Origin of the sequence: Pseudomonas sp. C32 (genome assembly GCF_030417915.1) — a bacterium.
Classification (GTDB): Bacteria; Pseudomonadota; Gammaproteobacteria; order Pseudomonadales; family Pseudomonadaceae; genus Aquipseudomonas.
On sequence record NZ_JAUHUK010000005.1, the window covers coordinates 244442 to 265586 of the forward strand.

Here is a 21145-nt window from a genome sequence, read left to right on the forward strand (position 1 = left end):
GGTCGCCCATGAACGAATCGCTGACGGCTTTCGAGCTGCTGCTGCAGATCGACCAGCGCTGTCGTTTGCTGGCGGCGGACTTGCCGTCCCAGCCGACTCGACGGGACAGTTGGAGCGGCATCGGTTTTCGCCTGGGCGAGCACTGGTACGTGGCGCCCATGAGTGAAGTCTGCGAGGTGCTGCACGAACCACGCTTCACTCAGCTGCCGGGGGTCAAACCCTGGGTCAAGGGTGTCGCCAATTTGCGCGGACGCTTGCTGCCGATCATGGATCTGGGGGGCTTCTTCGGGCATGAGCAGTCGGCGGCGCGCAGGCAACGGCGGGTGTTGGTGGTCGAGCACGGGGATGTGTTTGCCGGGCTGATGGTCGATGAGGTCTTCGGCCTCCAGCACTTTGCCCAGGACAGCCTGGAGCCGGTGTCGGCAGATGATTTGCGGGGGCCGATGTCGACGTTCGTCAAAGGACGTTTTCAGCGTGAGCAGTGCTGGCAGGTGTTCAGCCCGTTTGCGTTGGCGCAGTCCCAAGGGTTCATGAACGTCGCGTTGTAACTGCGACCCTTGTAGGAGCGAGCTTGCTCGCGATGGTGGATCAGTCGACACCCATGTGGCTGACATCCATCGCGAGCAAGCTCGCTCCTACAGGGATTTCGGCAAGCTGCGCAAGTGTGGGTTAACAGGCGAGTACCGATGACAAAAGCAAAAGCAGGCAAGCCAATGGAAGGGTCGCGCAGCCGGTCGCAGATTATCGTGCTGTTCATCGCGCTGATCATCTTCATCATGCTGCTGTTCGCCAACTTCGCGTACCTCAACACCCAGGCCACCTACGATAAACAGTACATCGGCCACGCCGGCGAGCTGCGCGTGCTGTCCCAGCGCATCGCCAAGAATGCCACCGAGGCTGCCGCCGGCAAGGCCGCTGCATTCAAATTGCTTAGCGACGCGCGCAACGATTTCGCCTTGCGCTGGGGTTATCTGAAGAAGGGTGACCCGTCCACCGGCCTGCCTCCGGCACCGTCCGCCGTGCGCCCTGAAATGCGGGCCGTGCAGCAGGACTGGGATCGCCTGCTGAAAAACACCGACGCCATTCTCTCCAGCGAACAGACCGTGCTGTCGCTGCATCAAGTCGCTGCGACACTGGCCGAAACCGTGCCGCAGTTGCAGGTCGAGTACGAAAAAGTCGTCGAGACCCTTTTGCAACGAGGTGCGCCCGCCGCGCAGGTGGCGATGGCCCAGCGTCAGTCGTTGCTGGCCGAGCGGATTCTGGGTGCGGTGAACACCGTGTTGTCCGGCGACGAAAACTCGCAACAGGCCGCCGACGTCTTCGGCCGTGATGCGGCGCAGTTCGGCAAAGTGCTCAACGGCATGCTCCAGGGCGACCCGGCGCTCAAGGTCAGCCAGGTGGAAGACCGCGATGCCCGTGCGCGGCTCCAGGAGATTTCCGAGCTGTTCGAATTCGTCTCGGGGTCGGTGGATGAAATCCTCGAAACTTCGCCGGAGCTGTTCAAGGTCCGAGAGTCGGCGACCAATATTTTCAGCCTGTCGCAAACCCTGCTCGACGAAGCCTCGCAGCTGGCCGGTGGTTTCGAAAACTTCGCCGGCGGACGCGACACCCATACCATCGGCGGCTATGTGCTGGGCTTGGCGGCGCTGATGTCGATCATCCTCATCGGTCTGGTGATGGTCCGTGAAACCAATCGCCAACTGCGCGAAACCGCCGAGAAAAACGAGCGTAACCAGAACGCGATCATGCGCCTGCTCGATGAAATCGAAGACCTGGCCGATGGCGACCTGACGGTAACGGCTTCGGTGACGGAAGACTTCACCGGCACCATTGCCGACTCGATCAATTACTCCGTGGACCAATTGCGCGATCTGGTGGCGACCATCAACCTCACCGCTGGCCAGGTCGCCGCTGCCGTGCAGGAAACCCAGGCCACCGCCATGCACCTGGCCCAGGCCTCGGAGCATCAGGCCCAGCAGATTTCCGAAGCGTCCACGGCGATCAACGACATGGCCGAATCCATCGACCAGGTGTCGGCCAACGCCGCTGAATCCTCGGCGGTGGCCGAGCGCTCCGTGGAAATCGCCAACAAGGGCAACGAGGTGGTGCACAACACCATCCACGGCATGGACAACATTCGCGAGCAGATTCAGGACACCGCCAAGCGCATCAAGCGTCTGGGTGAGTCCTCTCAGGAAATCGGCGACATTGTCAGCCTGATCGATGACATTGCCGATCAGACCAACATCCTCGCGCTCAACGCCGCGATCCAGGCTTCCATGGCGGGCGATGCCGGGCGCGGTTTTGCCGTGGTCGCCGATGAAGTGCAACGTCTGGCCGAACGCTCGTCAGCCGCTACCCGGCAGATCGAAACTCTGGTGCGGGCGATCCAGACCGACACCAACGAAGCGGTCATCTCCATGGAACAGACCACCACCGAGGTGGTGCGCGGCGCGCGTCTGGCGCAGGATGCCGGGGTGGCCCTGGAAGAAATCGAAGGCGTCTCCAAGACCCTGGCGGCGCTGATCCAGAGCATTTCCAATGCCGCACAGCAGCAGACAACGTCGGCCGGGCAGATTTCCCTGACGATGAACGTGATCCAGCAGATCACCACACAGACGTCGTCTGGCTCCTCCGCCACGGCCGAGAGCATCGGCAACCTGGCGAAAATGGCCAGTCAGTTACGCCGGTCGGTGTCCGGCTTCACCTTGCCGGCGGCCAAGGCGCAGGTTGTGGATAAAGCTTGAACCGCCCATGGGTATCTGAATTGTGATTGGAGTGGTTATGGGTGATCGGCACGACTATGTGGCCCTTGAGTGGGTCAAAGGCGAGATTGCCGAAACGCTGAAGCAGGCTCATCACGCGATCGAAACCGTGCTCGATGACCCGCAGGCGACGCACGCGCTGGATGAAAGCCTTTCGTGCATCCATCAGGTTCACGGCAGTTTGCAGATGGTCGAGTTCTACGGCGCGGCCTTGCTCGCCGAAGAGATGGAACAGCTCGCCCTGGCCTTGCAGGACAATCGCGTGAGCCATCGCGACGAGGCGTTGCACCTGTTGATGCAGGCCTTGGGGCAATTGCCGATTTATCTGGATCGAATACAAGGCGCACGCCGCGATCTGCCGCTGGTGGTGTTGCCGCTGATCAACGATCTGCGCAGTGCCCGTGGCGAAAACCTGTTGTCGGAAACCAGTCTGTTCAGTCCACAACTGCCCGACTTGCCGTCGCTGACGGATGAGGCGCTGGCACAGCTCGAGCCGGTGGATTTCCCCGGTGTGGTGCGCAAGCTGCGGCAGATGTTGCAGATGGCATTGGTGGGGTTTCTGCGTGAGCAGGACAGCGAAACCAACCTCGATTACCTGGCCAAAGTCTTCGCCCGCCTCGAAGGCGTGTCCGGCAACGCACCCTTGAGTCCGTTGTGGCAGATCGCTTCGGCGCTGGTCGAAGGCATGCGGAGCGGCGTGATCGCCAACAGCCCGGCACTGCGCAGTCTGTTCAAGGACGCCGACAAGGAACTCAAGCGCCTGCTCGAACAGGGCATGCGCGGCATCAATCAGCCGGCACCGCCGGAGTTGCTCAAGAGCTTGCTGTTCTACATAGCCAAGGCCGAACATCCCACCGGGCAGATGCTGACCATGAAAGAACGCTACTCGCTGGACGACGCACTGCCCGACAGCGCGATGGTCGATGAAGAACGCGCGCGGCTGGCCGGTCCCGACCGCGACGCCATGCGCTCGGTGCTGGCGGCTCTGTGCGAAGAGCTGGTGCGGGTCAAGGAGCGCCTGGACCTGTTCGTACGCAGCGACCGCCAGCACACCTCCGATCTCGACAGCCTGCTGGCGCCTTTGCGGCAGATTGCCGACACCCTGGCGGTGCTGGGTTTCGGCCAGCCGCGCAAGGTCATCATCGATCAACTGGCGGTGGTGCTGAGCCTCGCCCAGGGCCAGCGTGCGCCGGATGACGCGATCCTCATGGACGTCGCCGGGGCGCTGCTCTACGTCGAAGCGACGCTGGCCGGCATGGTCGGCACCGTGGAACCCGAGAGCCAGGAAGACAGTCGCCTGCCGACCACTGACCTGACGCAGATCCACCAGATCGTGATCAAGGAGGCCCGCATCTGCTTGCAGCAGGCCAAGGACATGATCGTCGACTACATCGACGCGGACTGGGACTGCCAGCATTTGCAGGCATTGCCGGCCTTGCTGACTCAGGTGCGTGGCGCGCTGGCGATGATTCCGCTGAGCCGTGCGGCGAGCCTGGTCGAGACCTGTAATCACTTCATTCGCGAGCATTTGCTGCTTGAACCGGGTCAACCGGGTTGGCAGGAACTGGACAACCTCGCCGACGTGATCACCAGCATCGAGTATTACCTTGAGCGTCTCAGCGATGACCCGGAAGCGCCTGGCGAAAGTGTGCTCGACGTCGCGGAAAAAGGTCTCGCGGCCCTCGGCTTTTTCCCCAGCGAGCAACATGTACCGGTACTGGATGATGTGCTGAGCCCCAGTGAAGCGCAGTCCATGCAACTGATGCAGGAACTGGATGATCCGCAGCTCGTTCAGACCCTGGCCGACATGCTCGCCAGCCCGGTATCGGCACTGAACCCTCCCGCGCTGAACACGCCGGGCAGCCTGTTGCCGCCTCCCGCGGGTGAGGCGCCGGTGGACGAGGAGCTGCGGGAAGTCTTCCTGGAAGAAACCGACGAAGTCCTGGAAATCCTTCGCGAATACCTGCCGCGCTGGTCGATCAACCCCGACAACCGCTCGGCCCTCAGTGAACTGCGTCGCGCCTTTCATACGCTCAAGGGCAGCGGCCGGATGGTGCGCGCGCTGGTGCTTGGCGAGCTGGCCTGGGCGGTGGAAAACCTGCTCAACCGCGTGCTGGAACACAGCGTCGAACCGGGTGCCACGGTGCAACAGCTGATCGGCGATGTGCTGAACCTGCTGCCGGGGCTGGTGGCCGAATACGCCGCGAACGCCCAGCGTCAGCGCAACGATGTCGATCAGTTGGCCGCCCGCGCCCATGCCTTGGCCAAGGGTGCCGAGCCGGTGTCCGACGAGGACACGCAAGACGTGTCGGCGCTCGATCCGTTGTTGCTGGAGATCTTCCGCAAGGAGGCCGAAACCCATCTCGGCAGCCTTGACCGCTTCCTCGAGCAGGCCGCCGAACACGTGCCGTTGCAGGCCAGCGACGAGTTGCAACGGGCCTTGCACACCCTCAAGGGCAGCGCCTCCATGGCGGGTGTCCTGCCGATTGCCGAACTGGCGACGCCGCTGGATCAGTTGGCCAGGGAATACAAGGCGCATCGGATTGCCCTGGACCTGGACGAAGTCGAATTGTTGCTGGAAGCCGAAGGGCTGTTTCACTTGGGTTTGCGTCAAATCAAGCGCGATCCGCTGGCGACAATTCCTGGTGCCCAGCGCGTGATCGAGCAGGCCAGGGCCTTGCTGGCCGAGCGTCTGGAAACCCACCTGAGCGAGCCAAATACCGGGCTGCGCCTCAAGCGTGATCCGCAGTTGATCAACAACTTCCTCGCCCAGGGTATGGACATTCTGCTGGACGCCGAAAGCCTGTTGGAGCGTTGGCAGCAACACCCCGGCGAGCGTCAGGAACTCAGCGCGCTGCTGGACGAACTGACCACCCTGGGCGAAGGCGCGCACCTGGCCGACCTGCATCCGGTGGATGAATTATGCGAAGCCTTGCTCGACCTCTACGGCGCTGTGGAAGAAAGCAGCCTGGCGGTCAGCGAACGGTTTTTCCAGGAGGCGCAGGGGGCCCACGAGGCGCTGATCAACATGCTCGACGAACTGGCCGCGGGCCAGGAAGTCAGCCCGCAACCGCAGCGGATCAGGGCTTTGCGCGACTTGCTCGATGAAGGCCTCGATCCATCGGCCATGGGCCTGATTCGCAGCGACGGCAGCCGCACCCTGAGCATCCGCGAATTGGGCGACGCCACAGCGGATCTGGCACGTTCCAATGTAGGAGCTGGCTTGCCAGCGATGGACGTCAGCGAAGTCGCGTTTCCATTGGAAGAATACGGTGCCGGTGAGTCCTTCGCTGGCAAGCCAGCTCCTACAGAGGGCCGAGCGGCCGGGCTGGACGATGAAATCGTCGAGATTTTCCTCGAAGAAGCGGTGGATATTCTCGACAGCGCCGGCCAGGCCTTGCAACGCTGGCTGCGCGACCCGGACAACGCCGCGCCGCTGTCCTCCCTGCAACGGGACTTGCACACCCTCAAGGGCGGGGCGCGCATGGCCGAAGTCGGGCCGGTCGGTGACCTGGCCCATGAACTGGAGAGCCTTTACGAAGGCCTGGTCGATCGCCGCTACGCTTTCAGTAACGCGCTGGCCTTGCTGCTGCAACAGAGCCATGACCGCTTGGCACTGTATCTGGAACAGCTGCAACGCAATCAGTCCCTGAGCGGCAGCGAAGAGCTGATTGAGTCCATCCGCGCCTACCGTCAGGGTCACGCGGGCAACGCCGACGTGAGCGAACCCGCCGCCAGTAACGACTCGCCGGGCCATGATCCCGAGCTGCTGGAGATCTTCCTGGAGGAAGGTTTCGACATTATCGAAAGCTCAGGTGCAGCCCTGGCACGTTGGCAGGCGCAGCCTTCGAACCGTCAGGAAGTGGAAACCCTGCTGCGCGACCTGCACACCCTCAAGGGTGGCGCGCGGATGGTGGAAATCACCGCGATCGGTGATCTGGCCCATGAACTGGAGTTTCTCTACGAAGGCTTGTCCACCGGCATATTGCAGCCGACCCCACCGTTGTTTGCACTGTTGCAGCGCAGCCATGACCGGCTCGCCCTAATGCTCGATGCCGCCCGCGCCGGCGAACCGATGCCACCGGCCGATCGCCTGATCGACGCAATCAAGAATTTCAGCCACCCGGCCGTGCCGCAAACATCTGTTGCACCCGCCACAGCAAAACCCGAACCGCTGGCACCGCAACAGGATGTCGGTGCGGACATGGTCAAAGTCTCGGCGGAGCTGCTCGATGATCTGGTCAACCTGGCCGGCGAAACGTCGATTTTTCGTGGCCGGATCGAACAACAGGTCAGCGATGCGCAGATCGCGCTGAACGAGATGGAAACCACCATCGAGCGGATGCGCGACCAGTTGCGCCGTCTCGACACCGAAACCCAGGGGCGCATTCTCAGTCGTCAGCACGTCGACGCGGAGCGTCTGGGCTACGAAGACTTCGACCCGTTGGAAATGGACCGTCATTCACAGTTGCAGCAACTGTCCCGCGCGTTGTTCGAATCCGCGTCCGACCTGCTCGACCTCAAGGAAACCCTCGATCGGCGCAATCAGGACGCGGAAAACCTGTTGCAGCAGCAGGGCCGCATCAACACGGAATTGCAGGAAGGCCTGATGCGCTCGCGCATGGTGCCGTTCGAGCGGATGCTGCCGCGTTTGCAGCGCATCGTCCGCCAGGTGGCCAGCGAGCTGGGCAAGGACGTGGATTTCATCGTCGATAACGCCGAAGGCGAGATGGATCGCAACGTGCTTGAACGCATGGCCGCGCCGCTGGAGCACATGCTGCGCAACGCGGTCGACCATGGCCTGGAGTCCGCCGAGGCTCGGTTGGCGGCGGGGAAACCGGCGAAGGGCAAGATCACCCTCGACCTGCTGCGCGAGGGCGGCGACATCATTTTCGACATCCGCGACGACGGCGCCGGTGTGCCGCTCGAAGCGGTGCGGCGCAAGGCGATCAAGCGCGGCCTGCTCACCGCAGACAGTGTCATCAGCGATCACGACGTGTTGCAGTTCATCCTGCAACCGGGGTTTTCCACCGCCGAGAAAATCACCCAGATCTCTGGGCGCGGCGTCGGCATGGACGTGGTACACGAAGAGGTGCGGCAACTGGGTGGGACCATGAGCATCGACTCGGTGCCGGGGCAGGGCGTGCATTTCCGTATTCGCCTGCCGTTTACCGTGTCGGTCAACCGGGCGCTGATGGTGCAAGGTGGCGAGGATCAATACGCGATCCCGCTCAACACCATCGACGGTATCGTCCGCGTACTGCCCAATGAGCTCGAAGGCCATTATCGGCTCGATCCGCCGACCTACGAGTACGCGGGTCAGCGTTATGAGTTGGTTTACCTGGGCGAGTTGCTCAAAACCAGTCCCCGTCCGAAGCTGTTGGGCCAGAGCCTGCCGCTGCCGGTATTGCTGCTGCAGTGCAACGAACGGCACGTGGCCGTGCAAGTGGATGCCATGGCCGGCACCCGCGAAATTGTGGTCAAGAGCCTGGGGCCGCAGTTTGCAGCGGTGCAAGGCGTGTCCGGGGCGACGATCCTCGGCGATGGCCGGGTGGTGCTGATTCTGGATTTGCTGGCACCGATCCGCGCCCTGCAAGCCCATGTGCCGCAACGTGCGTCGGGCCACGAGGTCGAGGCCGAGCCGCAGCGGCCATTACTGGTGATGGTGGTCGACGATTCGGTCACGGTGCGCAAGGTCACCAGCCGTTTGCTCGAACGTCATGGCATGAACGTGTTGACCGCCAAAGACGGCGTCGACGCCATGTTGCTGCTCGAAGAGCACATGCCCGACCTGATGCTGCTCGACATCGAGATGCCGCGCATGGATGGCTTCGAGGTCGCGACCCAGGTGCGCAATGACGAACGCCTGCAACACCTGCCGATCATCATGATCACCTCCCGTACCGGCCAGAAACACCGCGACCGCGCCATGGCCATTGGCGTCAACGACTACCTCGGCAAGCCGTACCAGGAATCGGTGTTGCTCGAAAGCATCGCCCTGTGGAGCAAAATTCATGCTTGAGCACCGCACCCGTCACCTCACCGGCCTGCTGCTGCCCCTGTCCGACCGCAACCTGATCCTGCCCAACGTCGCCGTTGCTGAACTGGTCGATTATCAGCAGGGCACGTTCGATCTGGACACACCGCCGTGGTATCTGGGGCGGGTGACTTGGCGCAACCGGCAGATTCCGCTGTTGAGTTTCGAATCGGCCTGTGGCCAGAAAACCGTGATTGGCGAGCGTGCACGCATCGTCATTCTCAATGCCCTTGGCGGTCGTGCGGATCTGAAATTTATCGCCCTGCTGGTGCAGGGCATCCCGCGCTCCTACAAGCTCGACAGTCAGTTGAGCTACGTGGACGTGCCGTTGTGTTCGCTGGAGCAGGCGGCGGTGCAAGTGGGGGATCAAGTGGCCAAGGTGCCGGATCTGTTGGCGCTTGAGGCGTTGCTGGTGGATGCCGGGTTGATCGGCTGATCGCGAGCAAGCTTGCTCCTACAGAGTTATCGGATGTACTCGGCATTGGCGTACAACCGAAATACCTGTAGGAGCTGGCTTGCCAGCGATGGGACCGCCATGAACGCCGCCCATATTGATCATTAACCTGAGCGTAACGATCCTCCACTCTGCTTGATTGATACGCCCCACCCAACGCTCCTAAGGTAGCTCCACGACAGCGAACCCGTGGAGTGGTCATGACAACAACAATATCCCCCGACTCGCGATGGACGCGGCGGCGCAGCGAAAAGCAGCGGCGTCTCGAGCTGGTGCGAGGTCTTGCCGACGGCGTGGTGTTGCCCACCGATAACATCGTCGCGGCGCTGGAAGCGCTGATTCTGCCCGGTGACCGCGTGGTGCTCGAAGGCAACAACCAGAAGCAGGCGGATTTCCTTTCTCGCTCCCTGGCCAAGGCCGACCCCGAGAAGCTGCATGACCTGCACATGATCATGCCCAGCGTCGGACGCTCCGAACACCTGGACCTGTTCGAGCGTGGCATCGCCCGCAAGCTCGACTTCTCTTTCGCCGGTACCCAAAGCCTGCGCATCAGCCAGTTGCTTGAAGACGGCCTGCTGGAAATCGGCGCGATCCACACCTACATCGAGCTCTACGCACGGCTGGTGGTGGACCTGATTCCCAACGTTGTGCTGTCGGCCGGGTTCATGGCCGACCGCGCCGGCAACATCTACACCGGGCCGAGCACCGAAGACACCCCGGCGCTGATCGAACCGGCGGCCTTCAGCGACGGCATCGTCATCGTCCAGGTCAATCAGCTGGTGGACGACGTCAGCGACCTGCCGCGTGTGGACATTCCCGCCTCCTGGGTCGACTTCGTGGTGGTGGCCGACAAGCCGTTCTATATCGAACCGCTGTTCACCCGCGACCCTCGGCACATCAAGCCCGTGCACGTGCTGATGGCGATGATGGCGATTCGCGGGATCTACGAAAAACACAACGTGCAGTCGCTTAATCACGGCATCGGTTTCAATACCGCTGCCATCGAACTGATCCTGCCGACCTACGGCGAATCCCTCGGCCTCAAAGGCAAGATCTGCCGTAACTGGACCCTCAACCCGCACCCAACACTTATCCCGGCGATTGAAAGTGGCTGGGTCGAAAGCGTGCATTGCTTCGGCACCGAGTTGGGGATGGAGAACTACATTGCGGCGCGACCGGATGTGTTCTTTACCGGACGCGACGGCTCCCTGCGTTCCAATCGGATGTTCAGCCAACTGGCCGGGCAATACGCCGTGGACCTGTTCATCGGCGCGACTTTGCAAGTCGATGGCGACGGTCATTCCTCCACCGTTACCCGCGGGCGCCTGGCCGGTTTCGGCGGGGCACCGAACATGGGCCACGACCCGCGCGGTCGCCGCCACGGCACTCCGGCCTGGCTCGACATGCGCAACACCGATGTGGCCGAACCGATGCTCGAGCGCGGCAAGAAACTCGTGGTGCAGATGGTCGAGACCTTCCAGGAGGGCGGCAAACCAACCTTCGTCGAAACCCTCGATGCGGTCGATGTGGCGAAGAAAAGCGGCATGCCGTTGGCGCCGATCATGGTCTACGGCGACGACGTGACCCACCTGTTGACCGAAGAAGGCATCGCCTACCTGTACAAGGCGCGCTCACTGGAAGAGCGCCAGGCGATGATCGCCGCCGTCGCCGGGGTGACCGCCATCGGCCTGCGCCACAACCCCAAAGACACTGCGCGCATGCGCCGCGAAGGCCTGATCGCCTTGCCTGAGGACCTCGGCATCCGCCGCACCGACGCCACTCGCGAGTTGCTCGCGGCAAAAAGTGTGGCCGATCTGGTGGAGTGGTCCGGTGGCCTCTACAACCCGCCCGCCAAGTTCAGGAGCTGGTAATGCGCGCACTTAACCTGCAACCCAAAACCCTGAGCCTGGCCGAATGGCTGGCGGACCTGGCGGTGGACGCGCTGATCGACGAAGCTGATCTGTCGCCGAAACCGGCACTGGTCGACCGTCGCGGCAATGGCGCCCACACCGATTTGCACCTGGGGCTGATGCACGCGTCGGCGTTGTCCTTGTGGTCGGCCTTTAAGGAAATGGCTGAAGCCGCCATCAAGTGCGGCGAGATCGGCTTACCCCTGCGCGAAGCTGTGGGTCGCATCGGTCGCGAAGGCGAGCAAGCCATGCTCGACACCACCGGCGGGGTGAACACCCACCGCGGGGCGATCTGGGCCTTGGGCTTGTTGATCACTGCCGCGGCGCTGGAGCCTCAATCCTGCAGCGCCAATAGCGTGGCGTTACGGGCTGCGCGGTTGGCCCTGCTCGACGATCGTTTTGCTCCACGCCCGCTCAGTCACGGTGTGCAAGTCGCCCAACGCTACGGCGCTCGCGGCGCCCGTGAAGAAGCGCAACTGGGTTTTCCGGCGGTGACCCAACGGGCTCTGCCACAACTGCTGCGCAGTCGCGCCGCCGGCCATGGGGAACAGAACGCCCGGCTCGATGCGCTGCTGGCGATCATGACGAATCTGGCCGACACCTGCGTGCTGTACCGCGCCGGGGAAGAAGGCCTGCATACCATGCAATCCGGCGCTCAAGCGGTGCTCGACGCGGGCGGCACTGCCAGCCTCGCGGGCCGTCGCCGTCTGCATGAACTGGATCAACAACTCATCGCATTGAATGCCTCGCCCGGTGGTGCCGCCGACTTGTTCGCCGCCACTCTGTTGCTCGACCGTATCGAGCGCGACGGCATCCTTCAGGGAGCGTTTTGATGGAAACCTTATCCTTTGAATTCCCCGCCGGGCAGCCGCCACGCGGTCGTACCCTGGTGGGCTGTGTCGGCTCGGGTGATCTGGAAGTGCTGATCGAACCGGGTCAGGCCGGCAAGCTGACGATCAACGTACAGACCTCGGTCAATGGCAGTGAACAACGCTGGCACCATCTGTTCGCACGGATGTTCGACGGCCAGACGCCACCGGCGATGGACATCGATATCCACGATTTCGGCGCGACTCCCGGTGTGGTGCGTCTGCGTCTGGAACAAGGCTTCGAGGAGATCGGCCATGACTGACAGCGCATCCCTGCTCAACAAGCTCAGCTTCGTCGAACTCGGTGCGCGGCAACGGGCCAAGGCGTTGCTCGACGCCGGTACCTTCCGCGAGCTGCTCGACCCCTTTCAGCGGATCATGTCGCCGTGGTTGTCGCGCCAGGGCGTGGTGCCGCAAGCCGACGACGGCGTGGTGATCGCCAAGGGCAATCTCGATGGTTTGCCGGTGGTGATCGCGGCCATCGAAGGGGCGTTCCAGGGCGGCAGCCTCGGTGAAGTCGGCGGAGCAAAAATTGCCGGCGCACTGGAACTGGCCGCCGAAGACAACCGCAACGGCATCCCGACCCGCGCCGTGCTGCTGCTGGAAACCGGCGGCGTGCGCTTGCAGGAAGCCAATCTGGGCCTGGCGGCGATTGCCGACATCCACGCCGCGATTGTCGATTTGCAGCGGTATCAACCCGTGGTCGGTGTGGTGGCGGGCAGTGTCGGTTGCTTTGGTGGCATGTCGATTGCCGCCGGGTTGTGCAGCTATCTGTTGGTGACCCAGGAGGCGCGACTCGGACTGAACGGCCCGCAGGTGATCGAGCAGGAAGCCGGGCTTGAGGAATACGATTCCCGCGACCGGCCTTTCATTTGGAGCCTGGCCGGTGGCGAGCAGCGCTTCGCCAGTGGCCTGGTGGACCGCTATGTTGCCGACGACGTGGCGCAGATCCGACAGCAGGTGGGTGAGTTACTCCAGCAAGGTTTGCCGGCGCAACCCCGTAGCCAACAGGTCGAGCTGTTCCTGCAACGGTTGGCGCGTCTGGACGCCGAACCGCAAATCGAGCCGTCTGTGGTTCGCGATCTGTACCAAGGAGAACGCCCATGAGTTCGTATTCCCTGCGAGGCTTGAACTGGTTCAACGCCTTGAGCGCCGGGGCGAAAGCGGTCGAAGGTTTGCCCGCTTCGCTGAAGGTCGCGGACGGTTCGCTGGGCAATCAGCCGGTGCGTTTCATTGCGGTGGTGGCCGATCCGGAAAACCGATTCGTCCGTGCACGCAACGGCGAGGTGGGCTTGCTCGAAGGCTGGGGCCTGGCCAAGGCCGTGGATGAAGTCATCGCCGCCGATCAGAACAAGACACACAAGCGCGCCGTGATCGCTATCGTCGACGTGCCGAGCCAGGCTTACGGTCGACGCGAAGAAGCCCTCGGCATTCATCAGGCACTGGCCGCTGCGGCGGACAGTTATGCCCGTGCCCGTCTGGCGGGTCATGCGGTGATCGGTTTGCTGGTGGGCAAGGCAATGTCCGGGGCGTTTCTGGCCCACGGCTATCAGGCCAATCGCTTGATCGCCCTGCGCGATCCGGGGGTGATGGTGCACGCCATGGGCAAGGCATCGGCGGCGCGGGTGACCTTGCGCAGCGTCGAAGAACTCGAAGCCCTGGCGGCCAGCGTGCCGCCGATGGCCTATGACATCGACAGCTATGCCAGCCTCGGTCTGCTGTGGGAAACCCTGTCGGTGGAACAGATCGAGCAGCCGACGGCAGCGGATCTGGTGCGGGTGACCGAGTGCCTGTATCAGGCGATTGGCGATGTGGCTGCTGGTGACCGTGATCTGAGCGGTCGTCTGGGGGCGGCCAATCGGGCGGCGTCGAGCAAGGTTCGCCAATTGCTGAGAGCGCAGTGGTGAGCACGCTATTGGCTCACGACCTGCTGTGGGGCATGACCCCGCAGCAGTTGCCTGTGGATGCGCCTGCCTGGGTGATCGAGTCGATCAGTGCCGGTCAGCCGGTGGTGGTCCGTCGCGCCTTGAGCGCGGCGGGGCAGGTGGCTGTGGGCGTGCGCGGTCCGTTGCGCGAACAGCGATTTGCCGCGTTGATGCAAGTCTCTTCCCTTACGCGGCGGGTGCGGCCTGAAGAGCTTCGCCATGTTCAAGGCCAGCGCGATTTCCCGGCGCTGCGGGCCTTGGCGCAACTGCGCTCGCACCTCGATGACAGTGGTTGGGTCTGGGGCGTCAGCGGCAGCGCCGGGTTCGAGTTGGCCAGTGGATTTGCCGCTTTGCACGAGGGTAGCGACCTCGATCTGATCCTGCGTACGCCGAGTCCGTTGAGTCGTCGCGACGCCCAGGCGTTGGTGGCCGTTCTTGATGCCGTCTTGTGCCGCGTTGACCTGCAATTGCAGACACCGTCGGGCGCCGTTGCCTTGCGCGAATGGGCCGGCACTTCGTCGCGGGTCCTGCTGAAAAGTGCCACCCAAGCCACGCTGGTGACTGATCCGTGGAATCCTCAGGAGCAAGCAGCATGAGCAGCTTGCTGGTGTTCCCCGGCCAGGGCGCACAACAACCCGGCATGCTCGCGCGTTTGCCTCGGGAAACGTTGAACGAGGCAAGCGACCTGCTCGGTGAAGATGTGACGCAGCTGGACTCTGCCGAGGCGTTGCGGTCGACGAGGGCGGTGCAGCTTTGCCTGCTGATCGCCGGTGTCGCCGCTTCACGCCAGTTGGCCATGGCCCCGGACTACGTGGCCGGCTTGTCGATCGGCGCTTACCCGGCAGCGGTGGTGGCCGGTGCCCTGGGTTTCAGCGATGCGTTGCATCTGGTCAGCCTGCGCGGTGAGTTGATGCAACAGGCTTATCCACAGGGCTACGGCATGACCGCAATCATCGGTCTGGACCTGGCCACCGTGGAAGGGTTGCTGGCCCGGGTGCACAGCGCGCAAATGCCGGTTTATCTGGCCAATATCAACGCCGATAACCAGCTGGTGATTGCCGGTAGCGACGCGGCGATGAAAGCGCTGGCAGAGTTAGCGAAAGGTTGCGGGGCTGGCCTGGCCAAACGTCTGGCAGTGAGCGTGCCGTCCCACTGCCCATTGCTTGAGGCGCCCGCACAACGGTTGGCCGAAGCCTTCGCTCAGGTGTCGCTGCACACCCCGAAAATCGGCTACCTGAGCGGCAGTCGCGCGCGACCGCTGATCAAGCCCGAAGCCTTGCGTGACGACCTGGCCTTCAACATGTGCCGCATCGTCGATTGGCGCGGCACGGTACAAAGCGCTTACGAGCGCGGCGTACGTCTACAGATCGAACTGCCGCCCGGTGCGGTGTTGACCGGGCTGGCGCGCCGGGTGTTCGAGCAGGGCACCGTGATTGCCTACGACGGTGCCCGGCTCGATACCTTGCAGACGCTGATGCGTGAGGAGGGAAGTCGCCACTCTTAAATCCCCGACTTAAGGCATCGAACAACAAAAACAACATTCGAAATGCACTTTGAGGACTACGACGATGATTATTTACGGTGTGGCGCTGTTGGCGATCTGTACGCTGGCAGGGGTGATCATGGGTGACATGCTCGGTGTGTTGCTAGGCGTGAAGTCAAACGTCGGCGGCGTCGGGATCGCGATGATCCTGCTGATCTGCGCACGGTTGTGGATGCACCGCCACGGCGGCATGACCAAGGATTGCGAACTGGGCGTCGGCTTCTGGGGCGCGATGTACATCCCGGTGGTGGTGGCGATGGCGGCGCAGCAAAACGTGGTCACGGCACTGCATGGCGGTCCGGTGGCGGTGTTGGCGGCGATCGGTTCGGTAGTGATCTGCGGTTGCACCATTGCCCTGATCAGCCGGACCCACAAAGGCGAGCCCTTGCCCGATGAACCGGTGGATGTAACGCCGGTTGGCGCTCCGGCAGGAGGTCGCTGATATGTGGGATCTCATCAAGAGCGGTCTGGAACACAACGGTCTGGTCACCGCATTCGCCTTTGTCGGCGTGATCATGTGGGTGTCAGTGCTGATTTCCAAACGCCTGACCTTCGGGCGCATCCACGGCTCGGCGATTGCCATCGTCATCGGCCTGGTGCTGGCTTGGGTCGGCGGCACAATGACCGGGGGGCAAAAAGGCCTGGCGGACCTGACGCTGTTTTCCGGCATCGGGTTGATGGGCGGTGCCATGCTGCGGGATTTCGCCATCGTCGCCACGGCGTTTGAAGTTCAGGCCACGGAGGCGAAAAAGGCCGGTTTGATCGGTGTGATTGCGCTGCTGTTGGGCACAGTGCTGCCGTTTATTGTCGGTGCTTGCCTGGCCTGGGTTTTCGGTTACCGCGATGCGGTGAGCATGACCACCATTGGTGCCGGTGCGGTGACCTACATTGTCGGGCCAGTGACCGGCGCGGCCATTGGCGCCAGTTCCGATGTGGTGGCGCTGTCGATTGCCACCGGTCTGATCAAGGCGATTCTGGTGATGGTCGGCACGCCGATGGCGGCGCGCTGGATGGGCCTGGATAACCCGCGCTCGGCGATGGTGTTCGGTGGGCTGGCCGGGACGGTCAGTGGCGTGACCGCCGGATTGGCGGCGACGGATCGGCGCCTGGTACCTTATGGCGCGTTGACCGCGACCTTTCACACCGGGCTTGGCTGCCTGCTCGGGCCTTCGTTGTTGTTCTTCATCGTTCGCGGGATTGTCGGCTAAACCGCGAGTTGTATTGCCTGGTCTGACGTCATCGCCGGCAAGCCGGCTCCTACAGGATTTACGCAGTCTTTGTAGGAGCCGGCGTGCCGGCGATGGGGGCAACACGGTTTCAAGCCTGCCGATTGGCGTACATCCGACATTCCGCCAGCAACGCCAGCAGATTCGGATCACGCTCCTTGGCTTTCAGGAACACCACGCCAATGTGCTGCTGCAACCGGTACTTTTCCTGCAATGGGATCAGCTTCACACGGTTCTCGTACACCGCCGCGATCCTTCCTGGCAGCAACGCATAACCGACGCCCGAACTGACCATGCTCAGCAGGGTGAAGATGTCGTTGACCTGCATCGCCACCTTCGGTTCGAACCCTGCCTGCTCGAATACCCGCTTGCCGTCCTGATGGGTGGCGAAGCCCTGGGTCAGGGTGATGAAGGTTTCGGCGCGAACCTCGGCCAGGTCAACTTCGGTTCGTTGGGCAAACTTGGAGTCGGCGGGTGTGGCGAGGAAGATGTCGTCGGAAAACAGCGGGATCTGCTCGCAATCCGGATCGTTGACACTGTCGTCCAGCGACACCAGGATCGCATCGACCTCCATGTTCTTTAGCTTGTAGAGCAGGTCGAAATTGGAGCCCAGAATCAGGTCGATGTTGAGTTCGCTACGGCGGATCTTCAAACCCATGATCAGCTGCGGCACTGTCTTCACTGTCAGTGAATACAGTGAGCCGAGTTTGAAGCGTTCGGCGGAGAACCCGGCGGCTTCGCGAGTCAGGCGCACGCTTTCGACGACATCCTGAATCAGCTTCTGCGCCCGCTCCTCCAGCACATAAGCGCTTTCCAGCGGTGTCAGGTTGCGGCCTTCGTGCTTGAACAACGGGCAGCGCAGGGCGCTTTCCAGGGAATGGATCGCCCGATGCACGCTGACGTTGCTGGTCTGCAATTCGGCAGCGGCCCGCGCCAGGTTGCCGGTGCGCATGAAGGCCAGGAATACCTCAAGCTTTTTCAGGGTCAACTCTTCATCGATCAGCATGGGGTGTGGCTCTTATTCGAATGCCTCGATTGTGCCTAATTCCATAAGCCCACGCAGGCCTTTGTAGGCGCTGGCTTGCCGGCGATAGCAATCTTGAAAGCAGCGCAAAATTCCATGGCCCCATCGCCGGCAAGCCGGCTCCTACAGGGGGATTTGTGTTCTGAAACATTGCGCTTTTACGCTTCAGGCCTGAGCCTTGCGTTCTGCGGCAATGAATTGCGAGGTGAGCAACCTATGTATCACGGGGAAAGACTGAACGCATGGACGCACTTGGTGGGAGCGGTCGCGGCGACGGTCGGCGTGGTGTGGATGCTGGTGATCGCCAGCCTCGACGGCAGTCCATGGAAGATCGTCAGCGTGGCGATTTATGGGTTTACCTTGATGTCGCTCTACAGCGCTTCGACCGTTTACCACAGCGTGCGCGGGCGCAAAAAAGCGATCATGCAGAAGGTCGATCACTTTTCGATCTACCTGTTGATCGCCGGCAGCTACACGCCGTTCTGCCTGGTGAGCTTGCGCGGGCCGTGGGGCTGGACGTTGTTCGGGATTGTCTGGGGGCTGGCGTTGATCGGCATCCTGCAAGAGATCAAACCGCGCTCGGAGGCGCGGGTCCTGTCGATCGTGATTTACGCGGTGATGGGCTGGATCGTGCTGGTGGCGGTCAAGCCGCTGTTGGCTGCATTGGGTATAGCAGGGTTTGCCTGGCTGGCGGCCGGCGGGATTTTCTACACCGTGGGCATTATCTTTTTTGCCCTCGATCATCGCCTGCGGCATGCCCACGGGATCTGGCATCTGTTCGTGATCGCCGGGAGCTTGCTGCACTTTGTGGCGATTTTCTTTTATGTCCTCTAGACCGCGTCGCGGCCTTCGCCAGCAAGCCGGCTCCTACAGATGCCTTTGATCTTTGTAGGAGCTGGCTTGCCAGCGAAAGGGCCCTAGAAGTCACCCCAAAGCTGCTGGGCCACCGCCAATGCCACCACCGGCGCGGTTTCGGTGCGCAACACGCGCGGGCCGAGGCGGGCAGCATGAAAGCCGCTGACCTTGGCCTGCTCGACTTCCGCATCCGACAACCCGCCCTCCGGCCCGATCAGAAACGCCAGGGTCGCAGGCTTGGCGTGGCTGACCAATGGCTCCGCCACCGGATGCAGCACCAATTTCAATTCGGCTTCAGTCTGTTTCAACCAGTCGGCCAGCAGCAACGGCGGATGGATCACCGGCACTGTGGAGCGGCCACATTGCTCGCAGGCGCTGATTGCCACCTGACGCCAGTGCAGCAAGCGCTTGTCGGCGCGCTCGTCCTTGAGCCTGACTTCGCAACGGTCGCTGAAGATCGGCGTGATTTCGCTGACACCCAGTTCGGTGGCTTTCTGAATCGCCCAGTCCATGCGCTCGCCACGGGACAAACCCTGGCCGAGATGGATGTGCAGCGGCGACTCGACCTGGCCGGCAAAACTGTCGTCAATCTGCACCACGACGCGCTTCTTGCCGACCTCGACCAGCGTGGCGCGAAACTCCTGGCCCGAGCCATCGAACAGTTGCAGCGCATCGCCCTCGGCCATGCGCAGCACGCGGCCGATGTAATGGGCCTGGGCCTCGGGCAGTTCGTGCTCGCCGATGCTCAGGGGGGCGTCGATAAAGAAGCGGGACAGTCTCATTGTGGTTCTCTGCTGAATTCGATCGGAGTCGCTTTTTGTGGCGAGGGAGCTTGCTCCTGCTGGACCGCGAAGCGGTCCCAAAACTGACGACTGCTTCGCAGCCGAGCGGGAGCAAGCTCCCTCGCCACAGGTATTGCCTGATGCTTTAACCCGGATCGCGGAACCCGGGATGGAAATCCTTCGGCACCGCCACGCTGACGCTGTCGCGGGTCGCAATGTCGATGCCTTCGCTGGCGACTTCGGCGAGGAAGTCGATCTGCTCCGGGGTGATCACATACGGCGGCAGAAAATACACCACGCTGCCCAACGGCCGCAGTAATGCACCGCGCTCCAGCGCATGCTGGAACACCTTCAAACCACGGCGCTCCTGCCACGGATAGGCTTCTTTGGTTGCCTTGTCCTTGACCATCTCGATGGCCAGCACCATGCCGGTCTGACGCACTTCGCTGACATTCGGGTGATCGACCAGATGCGCAGTCGACGACGTCATGCGCTGCGCCAGGGCTTTGTTGTTCTCGATGACGTTGTCTTCTTCGAAGATGTCCAGCGTCGCCAAGGCTGCCGCGCACGCCAGCGGATTGCCGGTGTAGCTGTGGGAGTGCAGGAAGGCGCGCAGGGTCGGGTAGTCGTCGTAAAACGCGCTGTAGACCTCGTCGGTGGTGATACATGCCGCCAGCGGCAGGTAACCGCCGGTCAGGGCCTTGGACAGGCACAGGAAGTCCGGGCGGATGCCGGCCTGTTCACAGGCGAACATCGTCCCGGTGCGGCCGAAGCCCACGGCGATTTCGTCGTGGATCAGGTGCACGCCATAACGGTCGCAGGCTTCGCGCAGCAGCTTGAGGTACACCGGGTGGTACATGCGCATGCCGCCGGCGCCCTGGATCAGCGGCTCGACGATCACGGCAGCAACGCTGTCATGATTCTCTGCCAGGGTCTGTTCCATGGCCGCGAACATGTTGCGCGAATGTTCTTCCCAGCTCATGCCCGCCGGTCGCAGGTAGCAATCGGGGCTCGGCACTTTGATGGTGTCCATCAACAGCGCTTTGTAGGTTTCGGTGAACAGCGGCACGTCGCCGACCGACATCGCCGCCATGGTTTCGCCGTGGTAGCTGTTGGTCAGGGTGACGAAGCGCTTCTTGTTGGGTTGTCCACGGTTGAGCCAGTAGTGAAAGCTCATTTTCAACGCCACTTCGATGCAGGACGACCCGTTATCGGCGTAGAAGCACCGGGTCAGGCCCTCCGGCGTCATCTTCACCAGGCGCTCGGACAGCTCGATCACCGGTTGATGGCTGAAACCGGCGAGGATCACGTGCTCCAGCTGATCGACCTGATCCTTGATGCGCTGGTTGATCCGCGGATTGGTGTGACCGAACACATTGACCCACCAGGAACTGACCGCATCGAGGTAGCGCTTGCCTTCGAAGTCTTCCAGCCAGACGCCTTCACCGCGCTTGATCGGGATCAGCGGCAGTTGTTCGTGATCTTTCATCTGGGTGCAGGGATGCCACAACACCGCGAGGTCGCGTTGCATCCACTGATTATTCAGGCCCATTTTCACTCTCCTGGAGACGGTCCGAGACAAGCGCGGACAAACAATCGGGCAAGCCTATGCAATGCGTGGCACGGGGACAACCCATTGCGTGGATTGAGCTACTTTGTATAGGTCGATAGACGCCGCTGGCGGCGTTTTGAAGGCTGACGTATTCTTCGCCGTTCTTGGGCCGTCTGGCTCGCAAAAACTGCTGTTTTCTCTTG

At 62.4% G+C, this 21145-nt stretch carries 17 protein-coding genes; 14 read left to right on the plus strand and 3 right to left on the minus strand.

Features of this window, described 5'->3' with window-relative positions; translation table 11 throughout:
• Positions 1-8 precede the first annotated feature (8 nt).
• From QYH43_RS08225 to madM, 13 genes are all read left to right on the plus strand, one after another.
• On the plus strand, positions 9-548 hold the full coding sequence (locus tag QYH43_RS08225; RefSeq protein ID WP_301156853.1) for a chemotaxis protein CheW: 540 nt from the start codon (positions 9-11) through the stop codon (positions 546-548).
• Positions 549-713: 165 nt separating this feature from the next.
• Complete coding sequence (locus QYH43_RS08230; protein ID WP_256580309.1) at positions 714-2747, plus strand: methyl-accepting chemotaxis protein; 2034 nt, start codon at positions 714-716, stop codon at positions 2745-2747.
• Between the two features lie 37 nt (positions 2748-2784).
• Entirely contained in the window at positions 2785-8787 is a 6003-nt protein-coding gene (locus QYH43_RS08235; RefSeq protein ID WP_301156854.1) for an Hpt domain-containing protein, read from the plus strand.
• Positions 8780-9238, plus strand: a complete 459-nt coding sequence (locus QYH43_RS08240; RefSeq protein WP_095057413.1) for a chemotaxis protein CheW — start codon at positions 8780-8782, stop codon at positions 9236-9238. The genes QYH43_RS08235 and QYH43_RS08240 overlap by 8 nt, the downstream gene beginning before the upstream one ends.
• A gap of 218 nt (positions 9239-9456) precedes the next feature.
• Positions 9457-11127, plus strand: coding sequence for a malonate decarboxylase subunit alpha (gene mdcA / locus QYH43_RS08245; protein WP_008050304.1), 1671 nt, complete (start codon positions 9457-9459; stop codon positions 11125-11127).
• Positions 11127-11999 carry a triphosphoribosyl-dephospho-CoA synthase gene (locus QYH43_RS08250; RefSeq protein WP_301156855.1) on the plus strand — a complete coding sequence of 291 codons (873 nt, stop codon included), beginning with the start codon at positions 11127-11129 and terminating at the stop codon, positions 11997-11999. Before mdcA ends, QYH43_RS08250 begins: the two co-directional genes overlap by 1 nt.
• The gene (locus QYH43_RS08255; protein WP_095057416.1) at positions 11999-12298 is read left to right on the plus strand and encodes a malonate decarboxylase subunit delta; all 300 of its coding nucleotides are present in this window, start codon (positions 11999-12001) and stop codon (positions 12296-12298) included. The genes QYH43_RS08250 and QYH43_RS08255 overlap by 1 nt, the downstream gene beginning before the upstream one ends.
• On the plus strand, positions 12291-13142 hold the full coding sequence (locus QYH43_RS08260; RefSeq protein WP_301156856.1) for a biotin-independent malonate decarboxylase subunit beta: 852 nt from the start codon (positions 12291-12293) through the stop codon (positions 13140-13142). Before QYH43_RS08255 ends, QYH43_RS08260 begins: the two co-directional genes overlap by 8 nt.
• Positions 13139-13942: a biotin-independent malonate decarboxylase subunit gamma gene (mdcE, locus tag QYH43_RS08265; protein WP_301156857.1), complete on the plus strand. Its 804-nt coding sequence runs from the start codon at positions 13139-13141 to the stop codon at positions 13940-13942. Before QYH43_RS08260 ends, mdcE begins: the two co-directional genes overlap by 4 nt.
• Positions 13936-14556 carry a malonate decarboxylase holo-ACP synthase gene (locus tag QYH43_RS08270; protein WP_095057419.1) on the plus strand — a complete coding sequence of 207 codons (621 nt, stop codon included), beginning with the start codon at positions 13936-13938 and terminating at the stop codon, positions 14554-14556. The genes mdcE and QYH43_RS08270 overlap by 7 nt, the downstream gene beginning before the upstream one ends.
• Complete coding sequence (mdcH, locus tag QYH43_RS08275; RefSeq protein WP_301156858.1) at positions 14553-15464, plus strand: malonate decarboxylase subunit epsilon; 912 nt, start codon at positions 14553-14555, stop codon at positions 15462-15464. The genes QYH43_RS08270 and mdcH overlap by 4 nt, the downstream gene beginning before the upstream one ends.
• A gap of 64 nt (positions 15465-15528) precedes the next feature.
• Positions 15529-15945 carry a malonate transporter subunit MadL gene (gene madL, locus QYH43_RS08280; protein ID WP_053163237.1) on the plus strand — a complete coding sequence of 139 codons (417 nt, stop codon included), beginning with the start codon at positions 15529-15531 and terminating at the stop codon, positions 15943-15945.
• Position 15946: 1 nt separating this feature from the next.
• Complete coding sequence (gene madM / locus QYH43_RS08285) at positions 15947-16711, plus strand: malonate transporter subunit MadM (protein WP_053163234.1); 765 nt, start codon at positions 15947-15949, stop codon at positions 16709-16711.
• A 109-nt stretch (positions 16712-16820) separates the two neighbouring features.
• Here madM and QYH43_RS08290 read toward each other — a convergent pair whose 3' ends face one another.
• Positions 16821-17735 (minus strand): LysR substrate-binding domain-containing protein, encoded by a 915-nt coding sequence (locus QYH43_RS08290; RefSeq protein WP_053163230.1) that lies wholly within the window; start codon positions 17733-17735, stop codon positions 16821-16823.
• A gap of 234 nt (positions 17736-17969) precedes the next feature.
• Here QYH43_RS08290 and QYH43_RS08295 point away from each other — a divergent pair, with 234 nt between their 5' ends.
• A complete protein-coding gene (locus tag QYH43_RS08295; RefSeq protein ID WP_301156859.1) occupies positions 17970-18587 on the plus strand; it encodes a hemolysin III family protein in 618 nt (205 codons plus the stop codon).
• A gap of 83 nt (positions 18588-18670) precedes the next feature.
• Here QYH43_RS08295 and QYH43_RS08300 read toward each other — a convergent pair whose 3' ends face one another.
• A complete protein-coding gene (locus QYH43_RS08300; protein ID WP_095057423.1) occupies positions 18671-19390 on the minus strand; it encodes a 16S rRNA (uracil(1498)-N(3))-methyltransferase in 720 nt (239 codons plus the stop codon).
• 145 nt (positions 19391-19535) lie between these two features.
• Complete coding sequence (locus QYH43_RS08305) at positions 19536-20942, minus strand: adenosylmethionine--8-amino-7-oxononanoate transaminase (protein WP_301156860.1); 1407 nt, start codon at positions 20940-20942, stop codon at positions 19536-19538.
• Between the last annotated feature and the right edge of the window lie 203 nt (positions 20943-21145).

Coding starts and splice junctions, on each gene's coding strand:
- QYH43_RS08290 (WP_053163230.1), bottom strand. CDS start 17,735: ATGCTGATCGATGAAGAGTTGACCCTGAAAAAGCTTGAGGTATTCCTG.
- QYH43_RS08250 (WP_301156855.1), top strand. CDS start 11,127: ATGCGCGCACTTAACCTGCAACCCAAAACCCTGAGCCTGGCCGAATGG.
- QYH43_RS08295 (WP_301156859.1), top strand. CDS start 17,970: ATGTATCACGGGGAAAGACTGAACGCATGGACGCACTTGGTGGGAGCG.
- QYH43_RS08235 (WP_301156854.1), top strand. CDS start 2,785: ATGGGTGATCGGCACGACTATGTGGCCCTTGAGTGGGTCAAAGGCGAG.
- QYH43_RS08230 (WP_256580309.1), top strand. CDS start 714: ATGGAAGGGTCGCGCAGCCGGTCGCAGATTATCGTGCTGTTCATCGCG.
- QYH43_RS08225 (WP_301156853.1), top strand. CDS start 9: ATGAACGAATCGCTGACGGCTTTCGAGCTGCTGCTGCAGATCGACCAG.
- mdcH (WP_301156858.1), top strand. CDS start 14,553: ATGAGCAGCTTGCTGGTGTTCCCCGGCCAGGGCGCACAACAACCCGGC.
- QYH43_RS08305 (WP_301156860.1), bottom strand. CDS start 20,942: ATGGGCCTGAATAATCAGTGGATGCAACGCGACCTCGCGGTGTTGTGG.
- QYH43_RS08260 (WP_301156856.1), top strand. CDS start 12,291: ATGACTGACAGCGCATCCCTGCTCAACAAGCTCAGCTTCGTCGAACTC.
- mdcA (WP_008050304.1), top strand. CDS start 9,457: ATGACAACAACAATATCCCCCGACTCGCGATGGACGCGGCGGCGCAGC.
- mdcE (WP_301156857.1), top strand. CDS start 13,139: ATGAGTTCGTATTCCCTGCGAGGCTTGAACTGGTTCAACGCCTTGAGC.
- madM (WP_053163234.1), top strand. CDS start 15,947: ATGTGGGATCTCATCAAGAGCGGTCTGGAACACAACGGTCTGGTCACC.
- QYH43_RS08255 (WP_095057416.1), top strand. CDS start 11,999: ATGGAAACCTTATCCTTTGAATTCCCCGCCGGGCAGCCGCCACGCGGT.
- madL (WP_053163237.1), top strand. CDS start 15,529: ATGATTATTTACGGTGTGGCGCTGTTGGCGATCTGTACGCTGGCAGGG.
- QYH43_RS08300 (WP_095057423.1), bottom strand. CDS start 19,390: ATGAGACTGTCCCGCTTCTTTATCGACGCCCCCCTGAGCATCGGCGAG.
- QYH43_RS08240 (WP_095057413.1), top strand. CDS start 8,780: ATGCTTGAGCACCGCACCCGTCACCTCACCGGCCTGCTGCTGCCCCTG.